Source organism: Mesorhizobium sp. NZP2077 (assembly GCF_013170805.1).
GTDB lineage: Bacteria > Pseudomonadota > Alphaproteobacteria > Rhizobiales > Rhizobiaceae > Mesorhizobium.
Genome location: NZ_CP051293.1, coordinates 4,141,482 through 4,163,521, shown reverse-complemented (window position 1 = coordinate 4,163,521; position 22,040 = coordinate 4,141,482). Strand labels below are relative to the sequence as shown.

At 63.7% G+C, this 22,040-nt stretch carries 18 protein-coding genes; 10 read left to right on the top strand and 8 right to left on the bottom strand.

The window, feature by feature from the left end:
* Positions 1-302: 302 nt before the first annotated feature.
* The gene (locus tag HGP13_RS20655) at positions 303-1,061 is read left to right on the top strand and encodes a flagellar biosynthetic protein FliO (protein ID WP_172228659.1); all 759 of its coding nucleotides are present in this window, start codon (positions 303-305) and stop codon (positions 1,059-1,061) included.
* A gap of 163 nt (positions 1,062-1,224) precedes the next feature.
* Here the strand turns inward: HGP13_RS20655 and dksA are convergent, their stop codons facing one another.
* On the bottom strand, positions 1,225-1,641 hold the full coding sequence (gene dksA / locus HGP13_RS20650) for an RNA polymerase-binding protein DksA (RefSeq protein ID WP_006202025.1): 417 nt from the start codon (positions 1,639-1,641) through the stop codon (positions 1,225-1,227).
* Positions 1,642-1,917: 276 nt separating this feature from the next.
* Between dksA and HGP13_RS20645 the strand changes: the two genes are divergently transcribed.
* The 4 genes from HGP13_RS20645 (at position 1,918) to HGP13_RS20630 (ending at position 5,741) form a co-directional block, all read left to right on the top strand.
* Complete coding sequence (locus HGP13_RS20645) at positions 1,918-2,421, top strand: histidine phosphatase family protein (protein WP_172228657.1); 504 nt, start codon at positions 1,918-1,920, stop codon at positions 2,419-2,421.
* An 87-nt stretch (positions 2,422-2,508) separates the two neighbouring features.
* Positions 2,509-3,984 carry a YcjX family protein gene (locus tag HGP13_RS20640; protein WP_172228655.1) on the top strand — a complete coding sequence of 492 codons (1,476 nt, stop codon included), beginning with the start codon at positions 2,509-2,511 and terminating at the stop codon, positions 3,982-3,984.
* Positions 3,981-5,066 carry a YcjF family protein gene (locus tag HGP13_RS20635; RefSeq protein WP_172228653.1) on the top strand — a complete coding sequence of 362 codons (1,086 nt, stop codon included), beginning with the start codon at positions 3,981-3,983 and terminating at the stop codon, positions 5,064-5,066. The genes HGP13_RS20640 and HGP13_RS20635 overlap by 4 nt, the downstream gene beginning before the upstream one ends.
* A 123-nt stretch (positions 5,067-5,189) precedes the next feature.
* Positions 5,190-5,741, top strand: coding sequence for a hypothetical protein (locus HGP13_RS20630; protein WP_172228651.1), 552 nt, complete (start codon positions 5,190-5,192; stop codon positions 5,739-5,741).
* 87 nt (positions 5,742-5,828) lie between these two features.
* On the opposite strand, the gene HGP13_RS20625 is transcribed toward HGP13_RS20630, so the two are convergent.
* Positions 5,829-6,095, bottom strand: a complete 267-nt coding sequence (locus tag HGP13_RS20625) for a hypothetical protein (RefSeq protein ID WP_172228649.1) — start codon at positions 6,093-6,095, stop codon at positions 5,829-5,831.
* Positions 6,096-6,438: 343 nt separating this feature from the next.
* Between HGP13_RS20625 and HGP13_RS20620 the strand changes: the two genes are divergently transcribed.
* On the top strand, positions 6,439-8,274 hold the full coding sequence (locus tag HGP13_RS20620; protein WP_172228647.1) for a monovalent cation:proton antiporter-2 (CPA2) family protein: 1,836 nt from the start codon (positions 6,439-6,441) through the stop codon (positions 8,272-8,274).
* A 14-nt stretch (positions 8,275-8,288) separates the two neighbouring features.
* Entirely contained in the window at positions 8,289-8,834 is a 546-nt protein-coding gene (locus tag HGP13_RS20615) for a DUF924 family protein (protein ID WP_172228645.1), read from the top strand.
* A 35-nt stretch (positions 8,835-8,869) separates the two neighbouring features.
* On the opposite strand, the gene folK is transcribed toward HGP13_RS20615, so the two are convergent.
* The 3 genes from folK to folP are packed head-to-tail and all read right to left on the bottom strand — an operon-like array spanning position 8,870 to position 10,580.
* Positions 8,870-9,382, bottom strand: coding sequence for a 2-amino-4-hydroxy-6-hydroxymethyldihydropteridine diphosphokinase (folK, locus tag HGP13_RS20610; RefSeq protein WP_172228643.1), 513 nt, complete (start codon positions 9,380-9,382; stop codon positions 8,870-8,872).
* The gene (gene folB, locus HGP13_RS20605) at positions 9,366-9,725 is read right to left on the bottom strand and encodes a dihydroneopterin aldolase (protein ID WP_172228641.1); all 360 of its coding nucleotides are present in this window, start codon (positions 9,723-9,725) and stop codon (positions 9,366-9,368) included. The genes folK and folB overlap by 17 nt, the downstream gene beginning before the upstream one ends.
* A 3-nt stretch (positions 9,726-9,728) precedes the next feature.
* Positions 9,729-10,580 (bottom strand): dihydropteroate synthase, encoded by an 852-nt coding sequence (folP, locus tag HGP13_RS20600; RefSeq protein WP_172228639.1) that lies wholly within the window; start codon positions 10,578-10,580, stop codon positions 9,729-9,731.
* 99 nt (positions 10,581-10,679) lie between these two features.
* Between folP and HGP13_RS20595 the strand changes: the two genes are divergently transcribed.
* A complete protein-coding gene (locus tag HGP13_RS20595; protein ID WP_172228637.1) occupies positions 10,680-11,303 on the top strand; it encodes a DUF922 domain-containing Zn-dependent protease in 624 nt (207 codons plus the stop codon).
* A gap of 231 nt (positions 11,304-11,534) precedes the next feature.
* Positions 11,535-13,178 (top strand): MDR family MFS transporter, encoded by a 1,644-nt coding sequence (locus tag HGP13_RS20590; RefSeq protein ID WP_246707075.1) that lies wholly within the window; start codon positions 11,535-11,537, stop codon positions 13,176-13,178.
* On the opposite strand, the gene HGP13_RS20585 is transcribed toward HGP13_RS20590, so the two are convergent.
* From HGP13_RS20585 to HGP13_RS20575, 3 genes are all read right to left on the bottom strand, one after another.
* Positions 13,099-14,130 carry an NAD(P)/FAD-dependent oxidoreductase gene (locus HGP13_RS20585; protein WP_172228635.1) on the bottom strand — a complete coding sequence of 344 codons (1,032 nt, stop codon included), beginning with the start codon at positions 14,128-14,130 and terminating at the stop codon, positions 13,099-13,101. The two genes, HGP13_RS20590 and HGP13_RS20585, sit on opposite strands and share 80 nt — an antisense overlap.
* A 98-nt stretch (positions 14,131-14,228) precedes the next feature.
* Positions 14,229-14,549, bottom strand: coding sequence for a 2Fe-2S iron-sulfur cluster-binding protein (locus HGP13_RS20580; protein ID WP_027044661.1), 321 nt, complete (start codon positions 14,547-14,549; stop codon positions 14,229-14,231).
* 97 nt (positions 14,550-14,646) lie between these two features.
* Entirely contained in the window at positions 14,647-15,015 is a 369-nt protein-coding gene (locus HGP13_RS20575) for an Hpt domain-containing protein (protein WP_172228633.1), read from the bottom strand.
* A 271-nt stretch (positions 15,016-15,286) separates the two neighbouring features.
* On the opposite strand from HGP13_RS20575, the gene HGP13_RS20570 reads away from it, so the two are divergent.
* The gene (locus HGP13_RS20570) at positions 15,287-21,982 is read left to right on the top strand and encodes a kinesin (RefSeq protein ID WP_172228631.1); all 6,696 of its coding nucleotides are present in this window, start codon (positions 15,287-15,289) and stop codon (positions 21,980-21,982) included.
* Positions 21,983-22,040: the final 58 nt, after the last annotated feature.

Below are 22,040 nucleotides of genomic sequence, written 5' to 3'. Positions count from 1 at the left end.
AAGTCCGACGTTCCGACACCCGCCCCTAATGCATGTCGCCCAAAAGTGAGTTCGGTTTTGGGAAAATGACATGCATGAAAACAAGGACCTGAAGCGCGTCGCATGAATCGGCGTCAGCGCGACGCGCTTTAGCCGGTTGAATCACATTCTCCTGGTCCGGAAAAGGCCCGGGCGGCAAATGTCAGATAAAAATGATGCCGGCCGTGTTTCAAGCTGTTCACGATGCGTGAAAGGCAACTTGCGGTAGCCAGTCGCAACGGTCTAGTGTCGCGTCACTTTCCAAAACCGATCAGGGGAAACCAATGCAGTGGCTGGATAGCGTGGCGGGCCCTGGTTATGCGGCGGCACTCCTGTGGACCTTCGCGGCGCTGATCTTGTTGGTCATCGTGCTTGTCATCATCAGGCTCGTGCGCAACCTGACCTTCGGCACGTTTGTCGCGGGTGGCCGGAACCGCAAGACGCGGCTCGCCGTCATGGACGCCACCGCCGTCGACAGCCATCGCCGGCTGGTATTGGTGCGCCGCGACGACATCGAGCACCTGCTTCTGATTGGCGGCCCGACCGACGTCGTCGTCGAGCGCGACATCCGTCTTGCCGCCCCGCGCCGTCCGGCGCTGACGGGAGATGGCGGCCTGCAGCCTGTCCCGGCCACCGCGGCCCCGGCGGCCAAACCGCGGCCGCCTCAGCCGGCTCACGCACCGGCACGACCGGCACCGGTGCCGCAACCGATGACCGCGGCCGCGCCGCCTGCCCGCCCGCGCCCGGCAGCGCCGCCACCGGCCCCGGCGCCCGCACCAAAACCGGTGACGCAGGCCTATCAATCGACCAATGTTACGCCGCTGCCTGCCTACGGCTCCGCCAACGCCAATGCCATCAGGCACGCGCCACCACCGCCGCCAAGGCAGGACAGCATCGACGAAACGTTGATGAAGGACCTCGAATTTTCGCTCGACCAGCCCCGCTCCGGCGGTCCGGTGGGCAAACCGGCAGCCAAGGCGCCGCAGTCGCTCGACGATGAGATGACCAAGCTGCTGGGCGAACTCTCAAGCCAGAAGAGATGATTGGCGCCTGAGGCGCCCCGCCCGGCCGGTAATCTGGCCGAGATTTGCTTTCGTTTGCTGCAATCGATTTGTCACGCACCAACAAAAATGGCCGGGAAACCCGGCCATTTTTTGATAACAATTTCATTACAACTGGCCTGAGATCAGGCCCAGAAGCAATACGTCAGTCGTCGCGATAGACTTTTTCGCGGCGCTCGTGCCGTTCCTGCGCTTCGATCGACAAGGTGGCGATCGGACGCGCGTCAAGCCGCTTCAGCGCGATCGGCTCGCCGGTTTCCTCGCAGTAGCCGTAAGTGCCTTCATCGATGCGCTGGAGCGCCGAATCGATCTTTGAAATGAGTTTCCGCTGACGATCGCGGGCCCTGAGCTCGATGGCGCGGTCTGTTTCCGAAGAGGCGCGGTCGGCGAGGTCGGGGTGGTTGGCGTTTTCCTGCTGCAGGATTTCGAGAGTTTCGCGCGCTTCGCGCAATATGTCATTTTTCCAGGTAACAAGCTTCAGGCGGAAGTAGGATTTCTGCCGTTCGTTCATGAACGGCTCGTCTTCGGAGGGTACGTAATCGGCGGTAACGATGTCGTTCATTCGACTCACCCAAACTGCCCCAAATTTCGCGCCTATATATTCGCCGCCCGACGCCTGCACAAGCGCAATCGGCCACCGACTCACGCAATTGTTAATGTGCCCTGGCGGCACGCGCTCGAACGGCATGCCGCTGATTCGATGGCGAAAGTGCCGCAACCCTTTGCCACGTAGTGTTATGCGCAATTGCTCGCCCGCAAGAACATGGACCATTGTGCGCAATGCCCTTCTCGTGGCTAATCGCAATCCCGCTTCGGCATCGGCATCATTGGAGGTTGGGTGAGCAGGCTCTATCTGTTGCGACACGCCAAGGCCGGCTGGGCGCTGCCCGGCATGCGTGATTTCGATCGCCCGCTCGACCCATCCGGCCGCGCCGACGCCGAGATCATGGGCACCGCCATGCGCTCACGTGGCTATGTCCCCGACCTGACATTGTGCTCCAACGCTAGGCGCGCCAAGGAAACGCTCGAAGGCCTGGCCGGCCAGACCGATACCGGCAAGGTGCTGTTTCTCGACACGCTCTACAGCGAAGACGCCGCCGGCTATCTGCGCCTTATCCGGGAGCATGGCGGGCCGGGTTCACTGCTGGTCATCGGCCACAACCCGATGACGGAGGACCTTGCCATGGCGGTCTCGGGCGATGGCGACGAGACGGCGCGTGCGCTGCTCAATCACGGTTTCCCGACCTCAGGCCTGGCGGTGGTTCGTTTTCTGGACGAATTGGCGAAAGCAAGCCAGGAAGCGGGTTATCTCGAAGCGTTTCTGACACCGGCCGATCTCTAGCATCGATTAGATGCCAATTTCCGGCGCCATTTCAAAGCCGGGTTCCAACGCCTATATCGGACGGACGCAAGCCCGAGAGATCACATTTTGGCATCATCGCTGACCACCTTCACCGACGAGGCAAGAATTGCCCTCGATACGCTGTCGGGACGCGCCACCGGGCTTTTTTCGCCGTCGATGCGGTTGGGTGTCACGGGTCTTTCACGCGCGGGCAAGACGGTGTTCATCTCCGCGCTGGTCCACAATCTGATCCATGGCGGACGCCCGCCGCTGTTTGAGGCGCAGAAATCCGGGCGGATCGCGCGCGCCTTCCTCGAAGAACAGCCTGACGACGCCGTGCCGCGCTTCCAGTACGAGGATCACATCGCCGCATTGGTCAACGACCGCGTCTGGCCCGATTCGACACGCGCCATCTCGGAACTGCGGCTGACCATCGAATACGAAGCGGCTTCCGGCTGGAGCCGCATGTTCTCCTCCGGCAAACTGTCGGTCGATATCGTCGACTACCCCGGTGAATGGCTGCTCGACCTGCCGCTGCTCGGCAAATCCTTCGCCGATTTTTCACGTGAGGCCATCGAGATGGCCACTTTGCCGGTGCGCGAGGATCTTTCGCGGGCCTGGCGAGCGATTTCGGCCGAGATCGATCCGAATGCCGACGCCGACGAGATGACCGCACGGCGCTTGGCCGAAAGTTTCGCCGCCTATCTCAAGGCCTGCAAGCTCGACGAACGCGCGCTTTCGACCCTGCCGCCCGGTCGCTTCCTGATGCCAGGCGACCTCGAAGGCTCGCCCGCGCTGACCTTCGCGCCGCTGGCCGGCCTCGACAGGCGTCCGCGCCCGGGATCGCTGCACGCCATGATGGAGAGGCGCTACGAAGCCTACAAGACGCATGTCGTGAAGCCCTTCTTCCGCGAACACATCACGCGTTTGGACCGCCAGATCGTGCTGATCGATGCCATGCAGGCACTGAACGCCGGCCCCGGCGCCATGGCCGACCTCGAGCGCGCCGTGACCGAGATTCTGAGCTGTTTCCGCCCTGGCCGGGGCAGCTTCCTCACCGACCTCTTCTCGCGGCGCATCGACCGCATCCTGATCGCAGCGACCAAGGCCGATCACCTGCATCACGAAAGCCATGACCGGTTGCAGGCGATCGTGCGGCGGCTGGCCGACCGTGCCGTGGCGCGGGCGAATTTCACCGGCGCCGATGTCGACGTGGTCGCCATGGCGGCGGTGCGGGCGACCCGCGAAGGCACGGTCAAGCAGGGCCGCGAGACATTGCCCGTCATCATCGGCACGCCGATCTCCGGCGAGCGGATCAACGGCGAGACGTTCGACGGAAAGACCGAAACAGCCATATTCCCCGGTGACTTGCCGGAAAAGATTGATGCGGTATTCGATACTTCGGGTCCCGATCACCGGCAGGATTCCGAGGACCCGGCAATCCGCTTTGTCCGGTTCCGTCCGCCAAAACTCGAACGCACGGCCGAAGGCGTTACGCTGTCTTTGCCGCATATCCGGCTCGACCGTGCCCTGCAGTTCCTGATCGGAGACCATCTGGCATGATCGCGCCCCGTAAGCCGGCGGCATTCCGCATCGAGCCGGAAGCCGCGCCAACGCAAGAGACGTCAAAGACGCGGCAGGCCGACCCCACGCGCAAACCCCGCGCGATGAAGACCGATGTCGCGCTGGTCATGCCGGCCGAGGTCGACGTCTTCGACGAGCCAGACATCATTGCCGCCGAACCGCCGCCGGCGATCGCCCCCCGAAAACGCTCGCTGTTCGGCAGCATCTTCTTTGGCGCGATCGGCGTGCTGGTTTCGCTGGCCGTCGGCCTGTGGACCGACCAGTTGATCCGCGATCTCTTCGCCCGCGCCGAATGGCTGGGCTGGCTGGCCGCCGGCATGGCGGTGATCGCCGTATTGGCGCTCCTGGTGATCCTGATCCGCGAATTCCTGGCCATCGCCCGTCTCGCCGAAGTCGAAAAGCTGCAAAAACGCGCGCTCGATGCCATCGCGCGCGACGATCCCAAGGCCGCACGATCGGTGGTCGACGAGCTTTCGGCTTTCGTCGCGGCCAAGCCCGAGACCGCGGCCGGCCGGCGCGCACTGGCCGAACTGCGCGGCGAAATCATCGACGGCGGCAATCTGGTGCGTCTGGCCGAAGCGGAAATTCTTGGCCCCCTCGATGCCAGGGCAAAGGTGATGATTCTCGAGGCCGCCAAACGTGTCTCGCTGGTGACGGCGGTCAGCCCGCGTGCGCTCGTCGACGTCGCCTATGTCGTGTTCGAGGCCGGGCGCCTCATTCGCCGCCTCTCGGAACTCTATGGCGGACGGCCGGGAACGCTGGGTTTCTTCCGCCTGGCGCGCAGCGTGCTGGCGCATCTGGCGGTCACCGGCTCGATCGCCATCGGCGACAGTTTCGTCCAGCAGATCGTCGGCCATGGGCTGGCCGCACGGCTTTCAGCCAAGCTTGGCGAGGGCGTCGTCAACGGCATGATGACGGCGCGCATCGGCATCGCGGCGATGGAAACGACGCGTCCCTTACCCTTCAGCGCCGCCAAGCGCCCGGGACTGGGCGATTTCCTCTCGGCACTGACATCGTTTGCCACGAAGAAGGACACCGAGACATCAGGCCCCGGCAGATAGCGTTTTGCTCTTCGGGACGGTGAACGGATCGCGGTTTCGAGGCCCCGCAGTGACGAAGCATTAACCAATCTTCTTCATGGTCAAACCGGTTCCAAACAGCATCTTTGTTGCCGGGTGTCGTCGATGAAAAGCGTAATTCTGTCCAGCGTCTTGCCCCTGGCTGTCGCGATCACAGCAGTCGTCGGTGTCGCCTCGGGGGCTTCTGCTACAGAACCGGACAAGCAGTTCTTCCAGTCGGCCGAAGGCAAATGGGTCGGCCCAGGCGAAATCGTCGCCGGCAAGTACAAGGGCACGAAATTCAACTGCAGCTTCACCGGCTCCACGCCGGACGGCAAGATGGGCATGACGCTGGACGGCGGCTGCCGGGTCGGCATGTTCACCCAGCCGATGTCGGCCAAGATCGAGCGCAAGGGCCGCGACTACAAGGGTTCCTTCATGGGCGGCGCTGCCGGTTCCGGCCTCGACATCATCGGCGGCAACGTTGTCGACGCCCGAAAGGTGGTCTTCACCATCAACCGCAACCAGTTGCGCGGCGTCATGCAGGCCCGCATTCCCGACGACAATTCGATGACCGTGACCGTTGCCGTGCGTGTCCAGGACCAGCTGGTGCCGGTCATCGGCATGAGCCTGAAGCGCGTCGATGCGGTCGAAGTCGGCTCCATCGCTCCGAACTGAGCGCGTATGGCGCCCTAGCACATCCCCCAAAAACAAAGAGGCGGCAGCCCATCGCCACCGCCCCCTTGAACCAGTCGAATCAGGCGCTTAGCCCTTGATGGCAGCCGTCACCTCGTCATACGCCTTGCAGGCGTCGGCAAGGGTCGTGGCGCCCTGGTACTTGGTTGTCACCGCCTGGACCTTGGCGGTCAGGTCAGCCGCCTTGGACGGATCCTTGGTGATCGCTTCCTGCAGCGCGGCAGCCATGTCCTGCGCCTTCTTGGTCGCGATCTCGGTCGTGCATTCCGGCGCCTTCGAACAGGCCGAACCGGCGAGCACCGCCAGGCCGACGGCAACAAACAAAAACTTCTTCATGTCAGTCATCTCCTCAAAAGGGCGCGACTTGATCGTCGCTCACCCTCCAATGGCCGTAGCCGAGCGTCCTTAGCCTTCGATTGTGGCAACAAGCAACGCGCGCATGGCGTAAACTTGTGTAACGCGCCTGCAATATTGGTCCGGCCCGGATTCAGGCTGTTCGATTCGCGCCGAAGCCCCTATCCTCCCGGCCAGGCGCGAGACCTGAAAATCGGAATCGATTTTCGGATCGGATCATGCGCAAAATCAAAGTGCTACGGCGTCCCAGCGCATCCCCAGATCCGCGCATCGCCATGGTTTTGACCGCACTGGCCGCGGTCCTCGAACGAACGGAACGGTGGGAATGGCGGTAGAAACATCAGGCAGCGATCTCATTCAAGTGGTGGCGCTGCTTGCCGCGGGTGTCGTCGCCGTCCCTATCTTCAAGCGCATGGGCCTCGGCTCGATCCTCGGCTATCTGGCCGCCGGCGTGGTGATCGGCCCGTTCGGCATCGGCGTCTTCTCCGAATCGGGAGCCATCCTCCATGTCGCCGAACTCGGCGTCGTCATGTTCCTGTTCATCATCGGACTGGAAATGCAGCCATCGCGGCTCTGGGGCCTGCGTCGCGAAATCTTCGGGCTCGGCGCGCTACAAGTAGGCGTCTGCGCGGTCTTGTTGACCGGTGTGGGAATGGCCGGCGGTTTTCCGATCTCGCAATCCTTCGTCGCCGGCGCCGGTTTCGTCCTGACCTCGACGGCGATCGTCATGCAGCTTCTCGAGGAACGCGGCGAAATCGCCTCGCCGAAAGGCCAGCGCATCGTCTCGATCCTGCTGCTGGAAGATCTGGCCATCGTGCCGCTGCTGGCCCTGATCGCGTTCCTGGCGCCAGGCGGCGCCGACACCAGCCTGTCGGAAAGGCTGACCGAGGTCGGCATCGGCCTTGCCGCGATCGTCGGACTGGTGCTGGCCGGCCGCTATCTGCTCAACCCCTTCTTCCGCATCCTGGCGGATGCCCGTGCCCGTGAGGTGATGACGGCCGCGGCACTTCTGGTCGTGCTCGGATCGGCGCTCGCCATGCAGCTAAGCGGCCTGTCGATGGCGATGGGCGCGTTCCTGGCCGGCGTTCTTCTGTCCGAATCGACCTTCCGCCATCAGCTCGAAGCCGACATCGAGCCGTTCCGCGGCATCCTGCTCGGCCTGTTCTTCCTGGCGGTCGGCATGTCGCTCGACCTGCATGTGGTGGCCGCGAACTCGAAGCTGATCGCCATCTACGTCGTCGCCTACATGGTGATGAAGGCGTTTGGCATCTACATCGTCGCCCGCATCCTCAAAACAGGCCATCGCGAGGCGCTGGAACGCGCGGTCTTCATGGCGCAAGGCGGCGAATTCGCCTTCGTCCTCTACTCCGCCGCCGCTGCCGTGGGCATCATCGACAGCAACGCCAACGCGACGCTGACGGCAATCGTCATCATCTCCATGGTGCTGACGCCGCTGGCTATTATCGCCATGCGGTATATCACGCCGCGCGACGAGCAGTCGCTCGACAGGGTCGATGTCGCCGACGGCCTGACCGGCAGTGTGCTGGTCATCGGCTTCGGCCGCTTCGGCCAGATCGCCAGCCAGCCGCTGCTGCTGCGCGGCATCGACGTCTCGATCATCGACAACGATGTCGAGATGATCCAGGCGGCGGCCGATTTCGGCTTCAAGGTCTATTATGGCGACGGCACGCGACTCGACATCCTGCGCGCCGCGGGCGCTGGCCAGGCGCGCGCCGTGCTGATCTGCGTCGACAAGGCCGATGCTGCCGTTCGCATCGCCGAACTCGTCAAGGCTGAGTTTCCCTTGCTGACCGTGCTGGCGCGCGCCTTCGATCGCGGCACCGCTCTGCAACTCATCCGCACCGGCGTCGACTATCAGCTGCGCGAGACCTTCGAATCGGCTCTGGTTTTTGGCGGCTCGGCCCTGGAATCGCTTGGCGTTGATCCTGAAGACGTGGCTGAAACGATCGAGGATGTCAGGCGCCGCGACAACGACCGGTTCGAAACCCAGCTCGCCGAAGGCATCCGCGCCGGCCAACGCTTCTTGCGAGGCAATATTGGCACGCCGATTCCGACACCGCTCTCCACGCCGCGCCGCCCCGGTCAGGCCCTCAACGAGGAGACGGCCGGCGTTCTGCACAAACCCGAAACTGCCGATTGAACAGGGAGACATGCATGGAATTGGACAGCCGGGCCCTGTCGGTCACTAAATTCTGGCGTGACGCCGGCGAGGATGCATGGTTCGAGAAGAACGAGGCTTTCGATGCCGATTTCCGCGACCGCTTTCTCGACCTGCACTATGCCGCCGCGCGGCGCGAATGCGACGCCTGGTCCGGCCATGCCGAAGGCTCGCTGGCGCTGATGATCCTGCTCGACCAGTTTCCGCGCAATTGCTTTCGCGGCACCGGCCATATGTACGCGACCGACCCGCTGGCGAGGCATTTCGCTGAAAAAGCGGTCACGGCGGGGCATGACCTGGCGCTGGAACCGGAAGTCCGCGTGTTCCTGTATTTGCCGTTTGAGCACGCGGAAAACCTTGCCGATCAGGACATTTCGGTCGAACTGCACACCGCCAAGGCCGAGTTCAACCTGAAATACGCACTGGAGCATCGCGATATCGTCCGGCGCTTCGGCCGATTTCCGCATCGCAACAAAATGCTTGGCCGCGAGACGACACCGCAGGAGCAGGCGTTTCTCGACGAAGGCGGATTCTCCGGCTGATCGCTACGACGACCGGCGGCCACCTAACGAAAAGCTCAGGTCAGCCACCAATCCCGACCGGACGTCAGACGTTCGATGCCTGATGTCTCGACCGTAGCCAATCGCTCCGACACGCTTCGCCCGGCGACGGCAAGGTCCGGCGCGATCTCGGCCAGCGGCGCCAGCACGAAGGCGCGCTCCAGCATGCGCGGATGCGGCACTTCCAGCCCGGTCTCATGGATGACGCGCTCGCCGAACACCAGAATGTCGATATCGATCAGGCGCGGCCCCCAGCGCTCCTCGCGCACCCGCTTCAGCTTGCGCTCGGCATCGAGGCAAAGGTCGAGCAGCGCCCGCGGCGAGAGCAGCGTCGACAATTCGGCGGCCGCGTTGAGGAAATCCGGCTGGTCGAGCTTGCCCCAGGGCGGCGTGCGGTAGAGCGAGGAGACGGCGGTGACGCGCGTGTCGGCATCGGCGTCGAGAATGCGTAGCGCCGCCGCCATCGAGGCCGCCGGATCGCCCAGATTGCCGCCAAGGCTGAGGTAGACGGTGTTATTCGGGCCAGACAACGGTCACCTCGACATAATCGAGCACGCCGGGCACCGGCGCGTTCGGCTTGCGCACGGTGATTTCGGCCCTCCTGATCTGCGGAAACCGCTCCGTCAGCGCCTTTGCCACCTCCATCGCCAGGGCCTCGATCAGGAAGCGCCGCTCGCCGGTGATGATCTTCTCGATCACCGTGAAGGCAATGCCGTAGTTGACGGTCTCTCCGATGGCGTCGTCGACAAGCGCGCGTCCGGGTTCGACTGACAGCACCGCGTCGACGTAGAAACGCTGGCCGAGCGCCTCTTCCTCGTCGAGCACGCCATGCCGGGCAAAGAAGGCGCAGTTCTTCAGGCGGATGACATACATGGCTCAGCGTCCTGGTGCGGCGGTTTCACGGGCCAGCATAGCATCCGCCACGGCCAGCGCGTCCACGTTGATTGCGACATCATGGACGCGAAACAGATGCGCGCCCTTGAGCCTGAGAATGACGCTGGTCGCCGCCGTCCCGACAGCCCGGTCGGCCGCATCACGGCCGGTGACCGTGCCGATGAAGCGTTTTCGCGAGGTGCCTGCCATCAGCGGAAAGCCAAGCGCATGAAGCTCGGAGAACCGCGCCATCAGATCGAGATTTTCCTGCGCCGTCTCCTTGGCGAAGCCGAAGCCGGGATCGAGCACGATGCGATCGTCCGCAATGCCGTTGCGACGCGCGATCTCCAACGATTTTTCCAGGAACGCAAACTGGTCGGCGATCACGTCTGGCAGCTTCTCACGGTCCCGCCCGGTATGCATGATGATGAGCCCGGCGCCGGTTTCGGCCGCGACCCGCGCAATGTCGGGCTCGCGCTGCAGGCCCCAGACATCGTTGACGATATGCGCGCCGGCAGCCACGGCCAGCCGCGCGGTCTCAGTACGATAGGTGTCGACTGAAATCAGCACCTCATTGGCGCTCGCCAGCGCCTCGATCACCGGCAGGATGCGCGCCTGTTCCTCGCTGGCCGATATGGCGGCACCACCCGGCCGGGTCGATTCTCCGCCGATATCGATAATCCGGGCCCCTTCCCCGATCATGCGACGCGCCTGGGCCAGCGCCGTTTCGGGCGCATCAAACAGGCCGCCGTCGGAAAAACTGTCGGGGGTGACGTTGAGGATGCCGACGACCACGGCCTTGCCGCCAAGCTCGACATGGCGTCCATGCGCCAGCTGCCATCGCCTCGCCGTCATTGCATATCAACCATAGGCTCATCAACGATGTGTGATCCGCAAAGGATCAATTCCGTTGCGCCGGCAACGGCCGTAAAGCAAGGTGGTTGAAGAGGCAATATGATGAAACGATCCCTGCTTTGCGCGCTGCTACTTGCCGTGACCCCCGTCCCGGCGAGCGCGGCCAATCTGGTGAAAACATACAGCTATTTTTCCATTGGCGGCAGCACGCTCGAAGACATCGAGAACCAGCTCTCCAAACATGGACCGCAGGTCAAAAGCACGGGCTCGCGCCACCCCGGCGCCACCCAGATGGCCTTCACCACCCGTATCAGCTACGCAAAAGAGGCTGGCTCCTGCCGGATCGCCGACGCGGCAGTGACCGTCAAGGTCAAGGTGATCCTTCCGGAATGGCGCCGCCCGCGCAAGGCGGACCCCGATGTGAAGCTATTTTGGGATACGCTGGCTGCCGACATCAAGCGCCACGAAGAACGCCATGTCGAGATCGCCAAGAACTATGGCCGCCAGTTGGAAGACGCGCTGAAGGCGACCTATCCGCAGAAGGATTGCGGCGCGGCCAAGGCCAAGGCGGCCGAGATCACCGCCGCTGTCCTCGCCAGCCACGACCGCGCCCAGGTGCAGTTCGATCGCGTCGAAAGCGTCAATTTCGAAAGCCGTATCCTGCGGCTCATGCGCTATCGCATCCAGCGCATCGAGAATGGCCAGTTGCCGCCACCGGCCTGAATTTCGGCGGCGCAGCTGATGGCGCCAACGCAGGCCAACCACCCCGAAGCGTAGTGCCAGCTTCGAAAAATTTTCGAGTAGAGGTCGAAATCGGCTTATACGGAACGACATATGACGGGGTTGGCAGGGCACAACCTTCGAGGCACGAGCACCACGACCGATCGCGCGGCGGATGCACCAGGCAAGCCCAATCGGTGACCGGATGGCGCGCAAAGCACATGGACAAAGACTATGGACCAGCCTGTCGACAAGCAGACCATGGCGGCTGCGGCCACACCACTGACCGAAAGCGAGAAGAACGCCATCATCGGCGGCGTTCTCCTGTCGATGCTGCTGGCAGCACTTGACCAGACCATCGTCGCGCCTGCCATGCCGACCATCGGGCGCTCACTTGGCCATGCCGAATACCTGCCGTGGATCGTCACCGGCTATCTTTTGACCGCAACCGCCGTGGCGCCGCTCTACGGCAAGATTTCCGATGTCTATGGCCGTCGGCCGACCGTCTATGCGGCAATCCTTATCTTTCTCGCCGGATCGCTGGTCAGCGCAGTGGCACCCAACATGTTCGTGCTTGTCCTGGGACGTGCGATCCAGGGCGCTGGTGGCGGTGGCCTTTTTGCCCTGACGCAGACGGTGGTCGGGGATCTTGTTCCGCCGCGCGAGCGGGCGCGCTATGCGGCATGGTTCTCCGGCACCTGGGCCGTCGCCAGCGTCGCCGGGCCGCTGCTGGGCGGCACCTTCGCGCAACATCTGCACTGGTCGTTGATCTTCTGGATCAATATCCCGCTGGGCTTCCTTGCGATGGCGATCATCAATAAGCCACTCAAGAAGCTGCCGATCGCCGCCAAGAACCACAGCATCGATAGTCTTGGCGCGTTGCTTCTCATTGTGGCCACGGCCCTGCTGCTGCTGGCGCTGAACTGGGGCGGCAGCGCCTACCCCTGGTTATCCCCGAAAGTCATTGGCGTCCTGGCCTGCTCCGCCCTTTTCTGGAGCGCCTTTGCCCTGCGCTTGATGCGAGCCGCCGAACCGCTCATCTCGCTCGAGGTGCTGGGCAATCCGATCGTCCTGGCCGGCACACTGTCGATGTTCCTGTTCCAGGCCTCCAGCGTCGGCGTTGCCGTCTACCTGCCTGTCTATCTGCAGTCGATCCTTGGCCTGACGGCCAGCCAGTCGGGCATTGCGATGCTTGGCCTTCTGCTAGGAACCGTGGGCGGCGCCGCTTCCAGCGGTCGCCTGATACCGCGCTTCACCCATTACAAGCGCATCGCGATGACCGGCGTCATCTTCGCCTCCCTGTCCATGGGCCTGCTGGCCTTTGTCGCCGGCCATGCATCGCTGCTTGTCGTCGAAGTGCTGACCATCTGCATCGGATTGGGAACCGGGACGACATTTCCCGTAACCACCGTCTCTGTGCAGAACGCCGTCGATCGCATGCACCTTGGCGTAGCAACGGGCGTGCTGACCTTCCTGCGTTCGCTGGGCAGTGCCTTGGGTGTCGCGATGCTTGGCGCCGTCGCTCTGGGCTTTGGGTTGCCACTGGCCGGCGAAGGCGTGCAGATGGCTGGACATGTCGCATCCGTCCAACCCTTCATGATGATCTTTCTCGTCGCGGCCGCCACTTTGGTGCTGGGACTCATCACGCTGACGCTGATGCCCGAGAAAGAGCTCCGCGGTCATGTCGACAATCCGGCGCCGATCCTGGCGGATAAGGAGCATTCCAGGAAAAGTGTAAAACGGCTTTCCCGGGAAAAGCGCATGGCGCTTTCCCTTGGAAATTGCGTCAGAAAAAGCTCTAGCCGGAGACGCCGAGCTTCTTCTGCAGGCTTGTCGACGAGGTCGTGTACTGGAACACGATGCGTTCGCCGGGGCTGATGATGCGTTTGGCGGCCTGCGCCATCAGCGCCACCTCGTGAAAGCCCGACAGGATCAGCTTCAGCTTGCCTGGATACCAGTTGATGTCACCGACCGCGAAAATGCCGGGCACCGACGTCTGGAACTTCTCGGTGTCGACCGGGATCAGGTTCTCGTGGAGATTGAGCCCCCATTCCGCGATCGGCCCGAGCTTCATGGTCAGACCAAAGAACGGCAGCATGCGCGTGCATGGCACTTCGATATCGCCGTCCGGACCGCCCTTGATGGTGGCCGATGACAGCTGGCCGTCGGCGCCGGTCAGCCCGGTCACCTGGCCGACCTTGAAGCCCAACTGCTTCATCTCCTGCATGGCGTACATCTTGTTGACGCTGTCGGGCGCGGCGCGGAATTCAGGGCGCCGATGGACCAGCGTCAGGCTCTTTGCCACCGGCTGCAGGTTCAGCGTCCAGTCGAGCGCCGAGTCGCCGCCGCCGACGATGACGAGGTCGTGGCCGCGAAAATCCTCTATCCGGCGCACCGAATAGAAGACGCTCTTGCCTTCATAGGGCTCGATGCCCGGGATCGGCGGCCGCTTCGGCTGGAACGAGCCGCCGCCGGCGGCGATCACCACCACCTTGGCCTCGAACACCTCGTTCTCGTCGGTGGTGACGCGAAAGCTGCCGTCCTCAAGCTTTTCAAGGCTGGAAACCATGCGATTGTAGGTGAAGTCAGGCTTGAACGGGTGGATCTGCTCGAGCAGCTTGTCGACCAGCCCTTGCGCCGAGATCGAAGGCCAGCCGGGAATGTCGTAGATCGGCTTTTCCGGATAGAGTTCGGCGCATTGGCCGCCGGGCCGGTCGAGGATATCGATCAGGTGGCACTTCATGTCGAACAGGCCGAGTTCGAACACGGCGAACAGGCCGACAGGCCCTGCCCCGACAATGAGGACGTCCGTCTTGATTGTTTCGGTCATGCGATGTGCCCCCTTGGGAATGGGACGAGACTGCATGAGCCGTGGCCTGCTGCCAAGCAGCAAGTATCAAAGAAATTGGAACGTGGGCCGAAGGCGCCTTAGCCCTGCCGTTCCGGCACCCGCACCACCAGGCCATCGAGCGCGTCGCGCACCTTGATCTGGCAGGACAGCCGCGAGTTCGGCTGGACGTCGTAGGCGAAGTCCAGCATGTCCTCTTCCATCGCCTCCGGTTCGCCGACTTCCGCCGTCCACGCCTCGTCGACATAGACATGGCAGGTCGCGCAGGCGCAGGCGCCGCCGCACTCCGCCTCGATCCCCGGCACGGCGTTGCGGATGGCGTTTTCCATGACCGTCGAGCCGTTTTCGGCGTCCATGTCGAAATGTGTGCCGTCATGGGCGATGAAGGTCAGCTTGGTCATTTGTCACCTGAGAGTTTCCGCCGAGATAATCACTCCGGCAGACAAGTCAACTGCCGCGCGAAAGCGCCGCTCCGTGACGTTTTTCCACAAACCAGGGTCAGCGATTGATGGCGGCGATGAAATCGCGCACTTCGTCGATCAGCTTGCCAAGCCGCTTGAGGGTCTGGTTGTCTTCCGGTCGCCGCTCGATCTCGGTGGCGCAATCGGCGATGGCGAAGGCGCCGACGCCGCGAGCCGACCCTTTCAATCCATGCGCCAGCAGGAGCCTATCCTTGATGTCGGCATCGACTATTTTGTCGCGCACCGACAGCGCCTGTTGTACAAACAGCGCCAGCACTTCCTGCTCAAGGGCGCGGTCGCCCATCGTTTGCCGGGCAAGGTGTGCCAAATCGACCGGTCGGGACTGCCTGGTTCCCGATACGTCGCCCCCGGGCATTGAGAAGGCAATGCCGCTTTCGCCACGCATGAACTCGAACTCCGTTTCTTCGGTCGCCTGGAAAACTAGGCGAATCCAATGGACAACGGGTTAATGCATGGCCGGGAAAAATGTTGCGAAAGCGGCGCCCAAATCACGCTTCCGTTAACCTTATATTTAAAGTTTTACGTATCCCGCGGAATGCATGTTTTCTTTATCCCCCTGTGTCATTACGATACGAGGGTCCATTTTCAGCCTCCTGCGCGGGGGTACGACAAAGACAATTATAAGCCCGCGGCAGCTAGTACAGGGTAGCGAAGGCATGGCGAAGAAACCAACGACGACGACGAGAACGCTCGACAGCGACGTGGCCAGGGAACTGGAAAAAGCGCTCGATCTCGACCTCAGCAGCGATGTCGGTAGCGGCGACCTCGATATCGCGGCTTCGATGGAAGATCTGGAAGCGCAGATATCCCAGGCCGCTGACGAACTGGCACGCGAGGGGCGCAACCAGAAGCCGGCACCCGCCACCAATCAGGGTCCCGTTGCCAATCAGGCCGCAAAGCCCGCGCCAAAGGCCAAGCCCGCCGAGCTGCGTCCCGTTGAGACACGCAATGGCAATGGCACGCAGCAGACCGGCTTTGCGCCGGCCAATGACGATCGTCAGAAGGACTACAAGACGCTTCTGCACAGCCTCAACAGGCGTGCCTCCAACACCGTCTACTGGATCATTGCCTTTGTCTCGCTCGCCTGGATCGCGGGCGCCGGCGGGTTGGCCAACCTGCTGTTCGGACCGAGCATCTGGCGGATCCGCACACTCGACCAGTTCCTGGCCCGTCCCGAACTGATTGGCCTCGCCATCGCAGCGATCGTGCCGATCATCCTGTTCTGGGCCTTCGCGGCCATGATTCGCCGTGCCCAGGACATGCGCATTGCCGCTCAGTCGATGACTGAGGTGGCCTTCCGCCTGACCGAGCCGGAAAACATGGCGCAGGATCGCGTCATGATGATCGGCCAGGCCGTTCGCCGCGAGGTGGCGGCCATGGGCGAAGGCATCGAACGCACGCTTGCCCGCGCCGTGGAACTGGAAACGCTGGTCCACAGCGAAGTCAACCAGATCGAACGCTCTTATTCGGAAAACGAAACCCGCATCCGTTCGCTCGTCGACGGGCTCGGCAGCGAGCGCGAGGCGGTCGTCACCCATGCGGAGCGCGTCCGCGCCTCGATTTCGGGTGCGCATGAGACGCTCCGGGACGAAATCGGCGCTGCCAGCGACATCATCCGCGACTCGATCCTCAACGCATCGACCAAGCTGTCGATGACGATCACCAATTCCGGCGATACGCTGATCGACCGCATCAACGAAAGCTCGATGTCGATCTTCGATTCCGTGGAAGGCCGGCTTGATAACATCACCGACAGGCTTTCGACCTCCGGCGAGGCCTTCGCCAGCCTGCTCGACACGCGCATTGCCAAGCTGACGGATACGACGGACGGCCTGACCCGGTCGCTGACCGATCTGCTCGACGATCGCACCACCGGCATGGTGTCGCTGCTTGGCGGCGCCGCGCGCACGCTCAATTCGGAATTCGAAGCCAGCCTCAACGGCATCGAGCGCACGCTGGCCGAACGCGGCCAGGCGCTCATCAGCGAGTTCCAGACCCGCGCCGAGGCTCTGGACACCGGCACCCAGAAGCTCAACGCCGCGCTCGAGGCCCGCGCCCGCCAGATCAATGAAACGCTGGTCGAGCGCGCCCGCGAAATCGCCCACACCTTCGCCGAGAGCAAGGACACGCTGGCCGCGATGATCGATCAGGGCAAGACCCAGATCGGCGCCGACATGGCCGACATCGTCACCTCGACATCGAGCATGCTCGAGGCCCGCGCCAGCGACTTCGCCGGTCGCATGGAGGCGGCGCGTCATGTCGTCTCGCGTTCCTTCGACAGCGACATCCAGCGGCTTGCCGACGCCCGTGTCGGCATCGAGGAAGCCGTCGAAAACCACAGCCGCAAACTGTCCGAAAGCCGTGAGCGCATGGCCGCCGCCATGCAGGCTGACCTGGCGAAATTCGCCGAGGGTCGCGCGGGCATCGATGCCGCGGTGACCAACCAGGTGCAGAAGCTGGCCGAAGGCCGCACCCTCATCGCGCGCGCCCTCGAAGAGGATCTGCGCAAGGTCAACGAATCGCGCGCTGCCATCGACGCGTCGCTCGGCAGCCATCTGGAAAGGCTGGAAGAAGGCCGCAACCGGCTCTCGCTCGCTCTCAACGAAGACTCCGGAAAACTCGTGCAAGCCCGTACGATCATTGATGAAATGGTCGCCGGTCACGTTGGGAAACTCGCCGAAGGCCGCAACATCCTGTCGCGCGCGCTGGAAGCAGACCTCGGCAAACTGTCCGACAGCCGCGCCAGCATCGATGGTCTGGTCGCCGGCCAGGTCGAGAAGATCGCCGAGGGCCGAGCGGTGCTCGCCCAGGCCTTGGAAAACGACATCGCCGGCATCAAGAGCCTGATCGAGGCGCATTCGACAAAGCTGGTGGAAGACCGCAGCCATCTCGGCCGCTCGCTCGAGAACGACCTCTCGGGCATCAGAGGCCTGCTCGACGATCATTCGGGACGGCTTGCCAATGACCGCAGCCTGCTGTCGCAGACGCTCGAAGCCGACCTTGCCAAGCTGGCCGAAAGCCGCTCGAGCATCGACGGCCTCGTCGCCGGCCAGGTCGAGAAGCTGGCCGAGGGCCGCGACATTCTAAAGCGCGCCCTGGAATCGGACCTCAACACCATCAAGGGCGTCATCTCGAGCCAGTCTGAAAGGCTGGCGGAGGACCGCGGACAGCTTTCGCGGGTCTTGGAAGCCGACCTGCAGAATGTGAACAGCGTCATCGCCGACCACATGAACAGGCTGGTCCAGGATCGTTCGACCTTGTCGAAGGCCCTCGAGGACGACCTCGCCAAGCTGGCCGACAGCCGTTCCAGCATCGACGGTCTGGTCGCCGGTCAGGTCGAAAAACTGTCGGAAGGCCGCGACATTCTGCGGCGTGCCCTCGAATCCGATCTGAATACAATCAAAGGCACGATTGCCGACCAGTCGCAGAAACTGGTCGACGACCGCGCACAGTTCGCCCGTGCGCTCGAAGCAGATCTTGAAAGCGTCAATAGCCTCGTCAACAGCCACTCCGAACGGATTGTTCAGGACCGCTCGACCCTGTCGAAAGCGTTGGAAGTCGACCTCGAAAACGTCAGCGGGCTGGTGAACACCCACGCCGACAGGCTCGTCCAGGATCGTTCGGCACTGTCCAGGGCGTTGGAAGACGACCTCGCCAAACTGGCGGAGAGCCGCTCGGGTATCGACGGGCTTGTTTCAGGCCAGGTCGAGAAGCTGGCCGAAGGCCGCGATATCCTCAAGCGTGCGCTGGAGGCCGATCTCAACACGATCAGGGGTACGGTTGCAGACCAATCACAGAAACTGGTCGATGACCGCGCGCAGTTCGCGCGAGCTCTGGAAGCCGACCTTGAGAGCGTCAGTGGCCTGGTGAACAGCCACGCCGAAAGGCTCGTCCAGGATCGTTCTTCTCTGTCGAGAGCCCTCGAGGACGATATTGCCAAGCTGGCCGAAAGCCGCTCCAGCATCGACGGCCTGGTCGCCGGCCAGGTCGAGAAGCTGGCCGAAGGCCGCGACGTTCTCAAACGCGCCCTTGAAGCCGATCTCGCCAAGCTGGCCGATAGCCGCTCCAGCATCGACGGTCTGGTCGCCGGCCAGGTCGAGAAGCTCGCGGAAGGCCGCGACATTCTCAAGCGCGCGCTGGAATCGGACCTCAACACCATCAGGGGTGTCATATCCAGCCAGTCGGAAAAGCTGGTGGAAGATCGCGGGCAGCTTTCGCGGGTGCTGGAGGCCGACCTGCAGAAGCTTACCGAAAGCCGCGGCGAGATCGACGGTATCATCGCCGGCCATGTCGGCAAGCTGGCCGAAGGCCGCAACATGCTCACCCGCGCGCTGGAAGACGATCTTGGCAAGCTTGCCGAGACCCGCAAGGACGTCGACCGCTCGCTGTCCGGCCACATCGACCAGATCGCCGCCCGCAGCACCGACATTTCGGCCGCGATCGCCGCCGATGTGAACAAGATCGAGCAGGCGTTCAGCCGTCAGACCGGCATCATCGAGGAACGCGCCGGAACCATGGAGCGCGCACTCTCGACCGGCGTCGACAACGTCCGCAGCGTGCTCGAGAAGAGCGCGGTCTTCGTTGCCGGCGCCTTGCGCGAAAAGGTCCTGGAGGTCACCAGCACGCTGCATGAGCAGGCCGGTGCGGCCTTCAGCGACGCCGACCGCAAGATCGCCGAGCGCGCCGAGCAGACGTCCGCCGCCCTGCTTGCACGGGCCGAAGACATCGCCCGCACGTTCGAGGAGGCCGATCGTCGCCTCCACGCCCGTGCGGAAGATACATCGAACGCCTTGCTGGCCCGTGCCGACGACACGTCCAGCTCGCTGCTGGCCCGTGCCCATGAAACCGCCGACCAGCTGGCCGCCCGCGCCGGCGAAATCGCCGGCACCTTCGACCTTGCGGACCAGAAGCTCGCCGCCCGCGCCCAGGCAACCACCAACCAGTTGGCCACCCGGGCTCAGGATACCGCGGATCATCTGGCCGCCCGTGCAAACGAGATTGCCGGCGCCTTTGACGCGGCCGACCAGAAACTGGTTGCCCGCGCGGTCGAGACGGCACAGTCGCTGGCCGCCCGCGCCGGTGACATCCTGCGCAACTTCGAAAGCGCCGACCAGCGGCTCGGCGTGCGCATCGGCGAATCGGCCGAAGCGCTCGCCGCCCGCGCGTCGGATCTTGGCCGCATCTTCGATGCCGCCGACCAGCAACTGGTTTCACGCATCGCGGAAGGCTCGGACGCTCTGTCCAACCGTGCTTCGGAAATCGGCCGCATCTTCGACGATGCCGACCAGCGCCTGGTCTCGCGCATCGCCGACAGCACGTCGACGATCGGCGAGCATGCGCAGACCATCGTCGGTGCTTTCGCCAGCACCGAGCAGAGGGTTGCCGACCGTGCGCGCCAGACCGGCCAGGAGATGGCCGTGCATGCCCGCGAAATCGAGCAGGCGCTTGCCGGCGCCGACGAGCGTCTTGCATCGAGCGCGGCGGCCGCGGCCGCCCGTGTCGAGGAGCAGATCGCCAGCGTCGAGAACCGGCTGGCCTACACCACGGAGACAATGGGCCAGAGGCTCAACGAGCAGGTGTCGACCGCCGAGGCGCAGCTCGTTTCGCGTGCCAATGTGATCGCCGAGACCTTCACCGCGGTTGGCCAGCATATCGGCCAGAGCACCAACGATGCCGCCAAGACAATCGGCACCAACACCCGCGAACTCAACACCATGCTCGCGGCGCGGTCGGCCGAAATGTCCAAAATCCTCGACGAAACCGCGCGACCTTTGGTCGAGCGCTTCGCCCAGGGTGGCTCGGAACTGCAAAAGAGCATGGAAGAGGTCACCGAACGCGCCACCGAGAAGCTGCGCAGCGAGAATGCTGCCCTTGTCAACGCGCTCGCCAGCCGCACCGCCGAGACCTTGTCGGCGGTCGAAGGCGCCCGTTCGTCGCTGTCCGACAGTGTTGCCGATCTCATCGGCCGCATGACCAAGTCCAGCTCGCAGCTCGGTCAGCTGATCGAGCAGGCCGCGGTCAACCTCGGCCAGGTCGACGAACGCCTGAGCGGCAGCACGCAGAGCTTCGCGGCGACCACCGAAAAGGCGGCGCAGACCTTCGCCAGCTCGGCGCGTCTGGTTGATTCGAACACCACAAGGCTGACGGAACTGTCATCGTCGACCTTGCGCGAAGTGGCCTCGATCGCCACGAAGTTCGATGAACACAGCCGCCTGCTGGCCAGTGCCTCGGACCTGTTGAGCTCCGCCCAGAGCAACCTCGAGCACACGCTGGAAAGGCAGTCGTCGCTCGAAGACCTCGCCGTCGGCCTGGTCAAGAAGTCGGAAGATCTCGAAAGGGTCATGCGCTCGTTCGAAAACCTCGTCGGCCAGACGCTGCAGAACGCCGAAGGCAAGACGATGGAGTCGGCCGACAAGATCCGCAACGCCATCACCGACGTCGTCGATTCGGCGACCAAGCGCTTCGCCGATGCCACCGACGAGATGCGGCGCACCGCGAGCTCGATCAAGAGCGAACTCGACCTCACCCGCGCCGAGCTCAAGAAAGGCGTCATCGAGATGCCGGAAGAGGCAAAGGAATCGACCTCTGCCATCCGCCGCGCCGTCTCCGAGCAGATCAACGCCCTGAAGGAGCTTTCGGACATCGTTGCGAAGTCCGGCCGTGGCGGCGGCGATAGCGCGGAGCCACGCAATCTGCGCCCGGCGCCGCAGGCGCCGGCGGCACGTCCCGCAGAGCCGCCGCGCCGTGCGCCGGCGCCGCAGCAGCCGGAGCTTCGCACACCCCAGGCGCCACTGGGCGGCACCGCGTTGCGCGGTACGCTCGATCTCGAGCGTCCGGCCGAGGCGGCACCGCGCCAGCGTCCTGACGCCAACGCCCGCACGCCGCAAGGCGGCTGGGTGCGTGACCTGCTGACCGCGGCGTCGAACGATGCGGAGCTCAGGCCGGCAGCACCGCCTTCGGCGCCTGCTGAAGCACCGCGCGCGGCCCCTGCCCAGCGTTCGCCGCTGCATGTCGTGGAATCGCTGAACTCGCTCTCCGTCGACATCGCACGGGCCATCGACCACGATGCTTCGATCGAGTTGTGGAACCGCTATCGGCGCGGCGAGCGGGACGTCTTCACGCGCCGGCTCTACACGCTGAAGGGCCAGCAGACGTTCGACGAAATCCGCCGCAAGTATCAAGGCGAGGCTGAATTCCGCGCCGCCGTCGACCGGTATTGCGACGACTTCGAGAAGCTGCTCAAGGACGTCTCGCGCAACGACCGCGACAACATCATGGCGCAGACCTACCTGACGTCGGACACCGGCAAGGTCTACACCATGCTGGCCCACGCCAGCGGCCGTCTGCACTAAGCTTCAGTGGCCGGGCGGCCACCGAGATTCGCTTGCGGAGACCTCTGCGTTTCCGCAA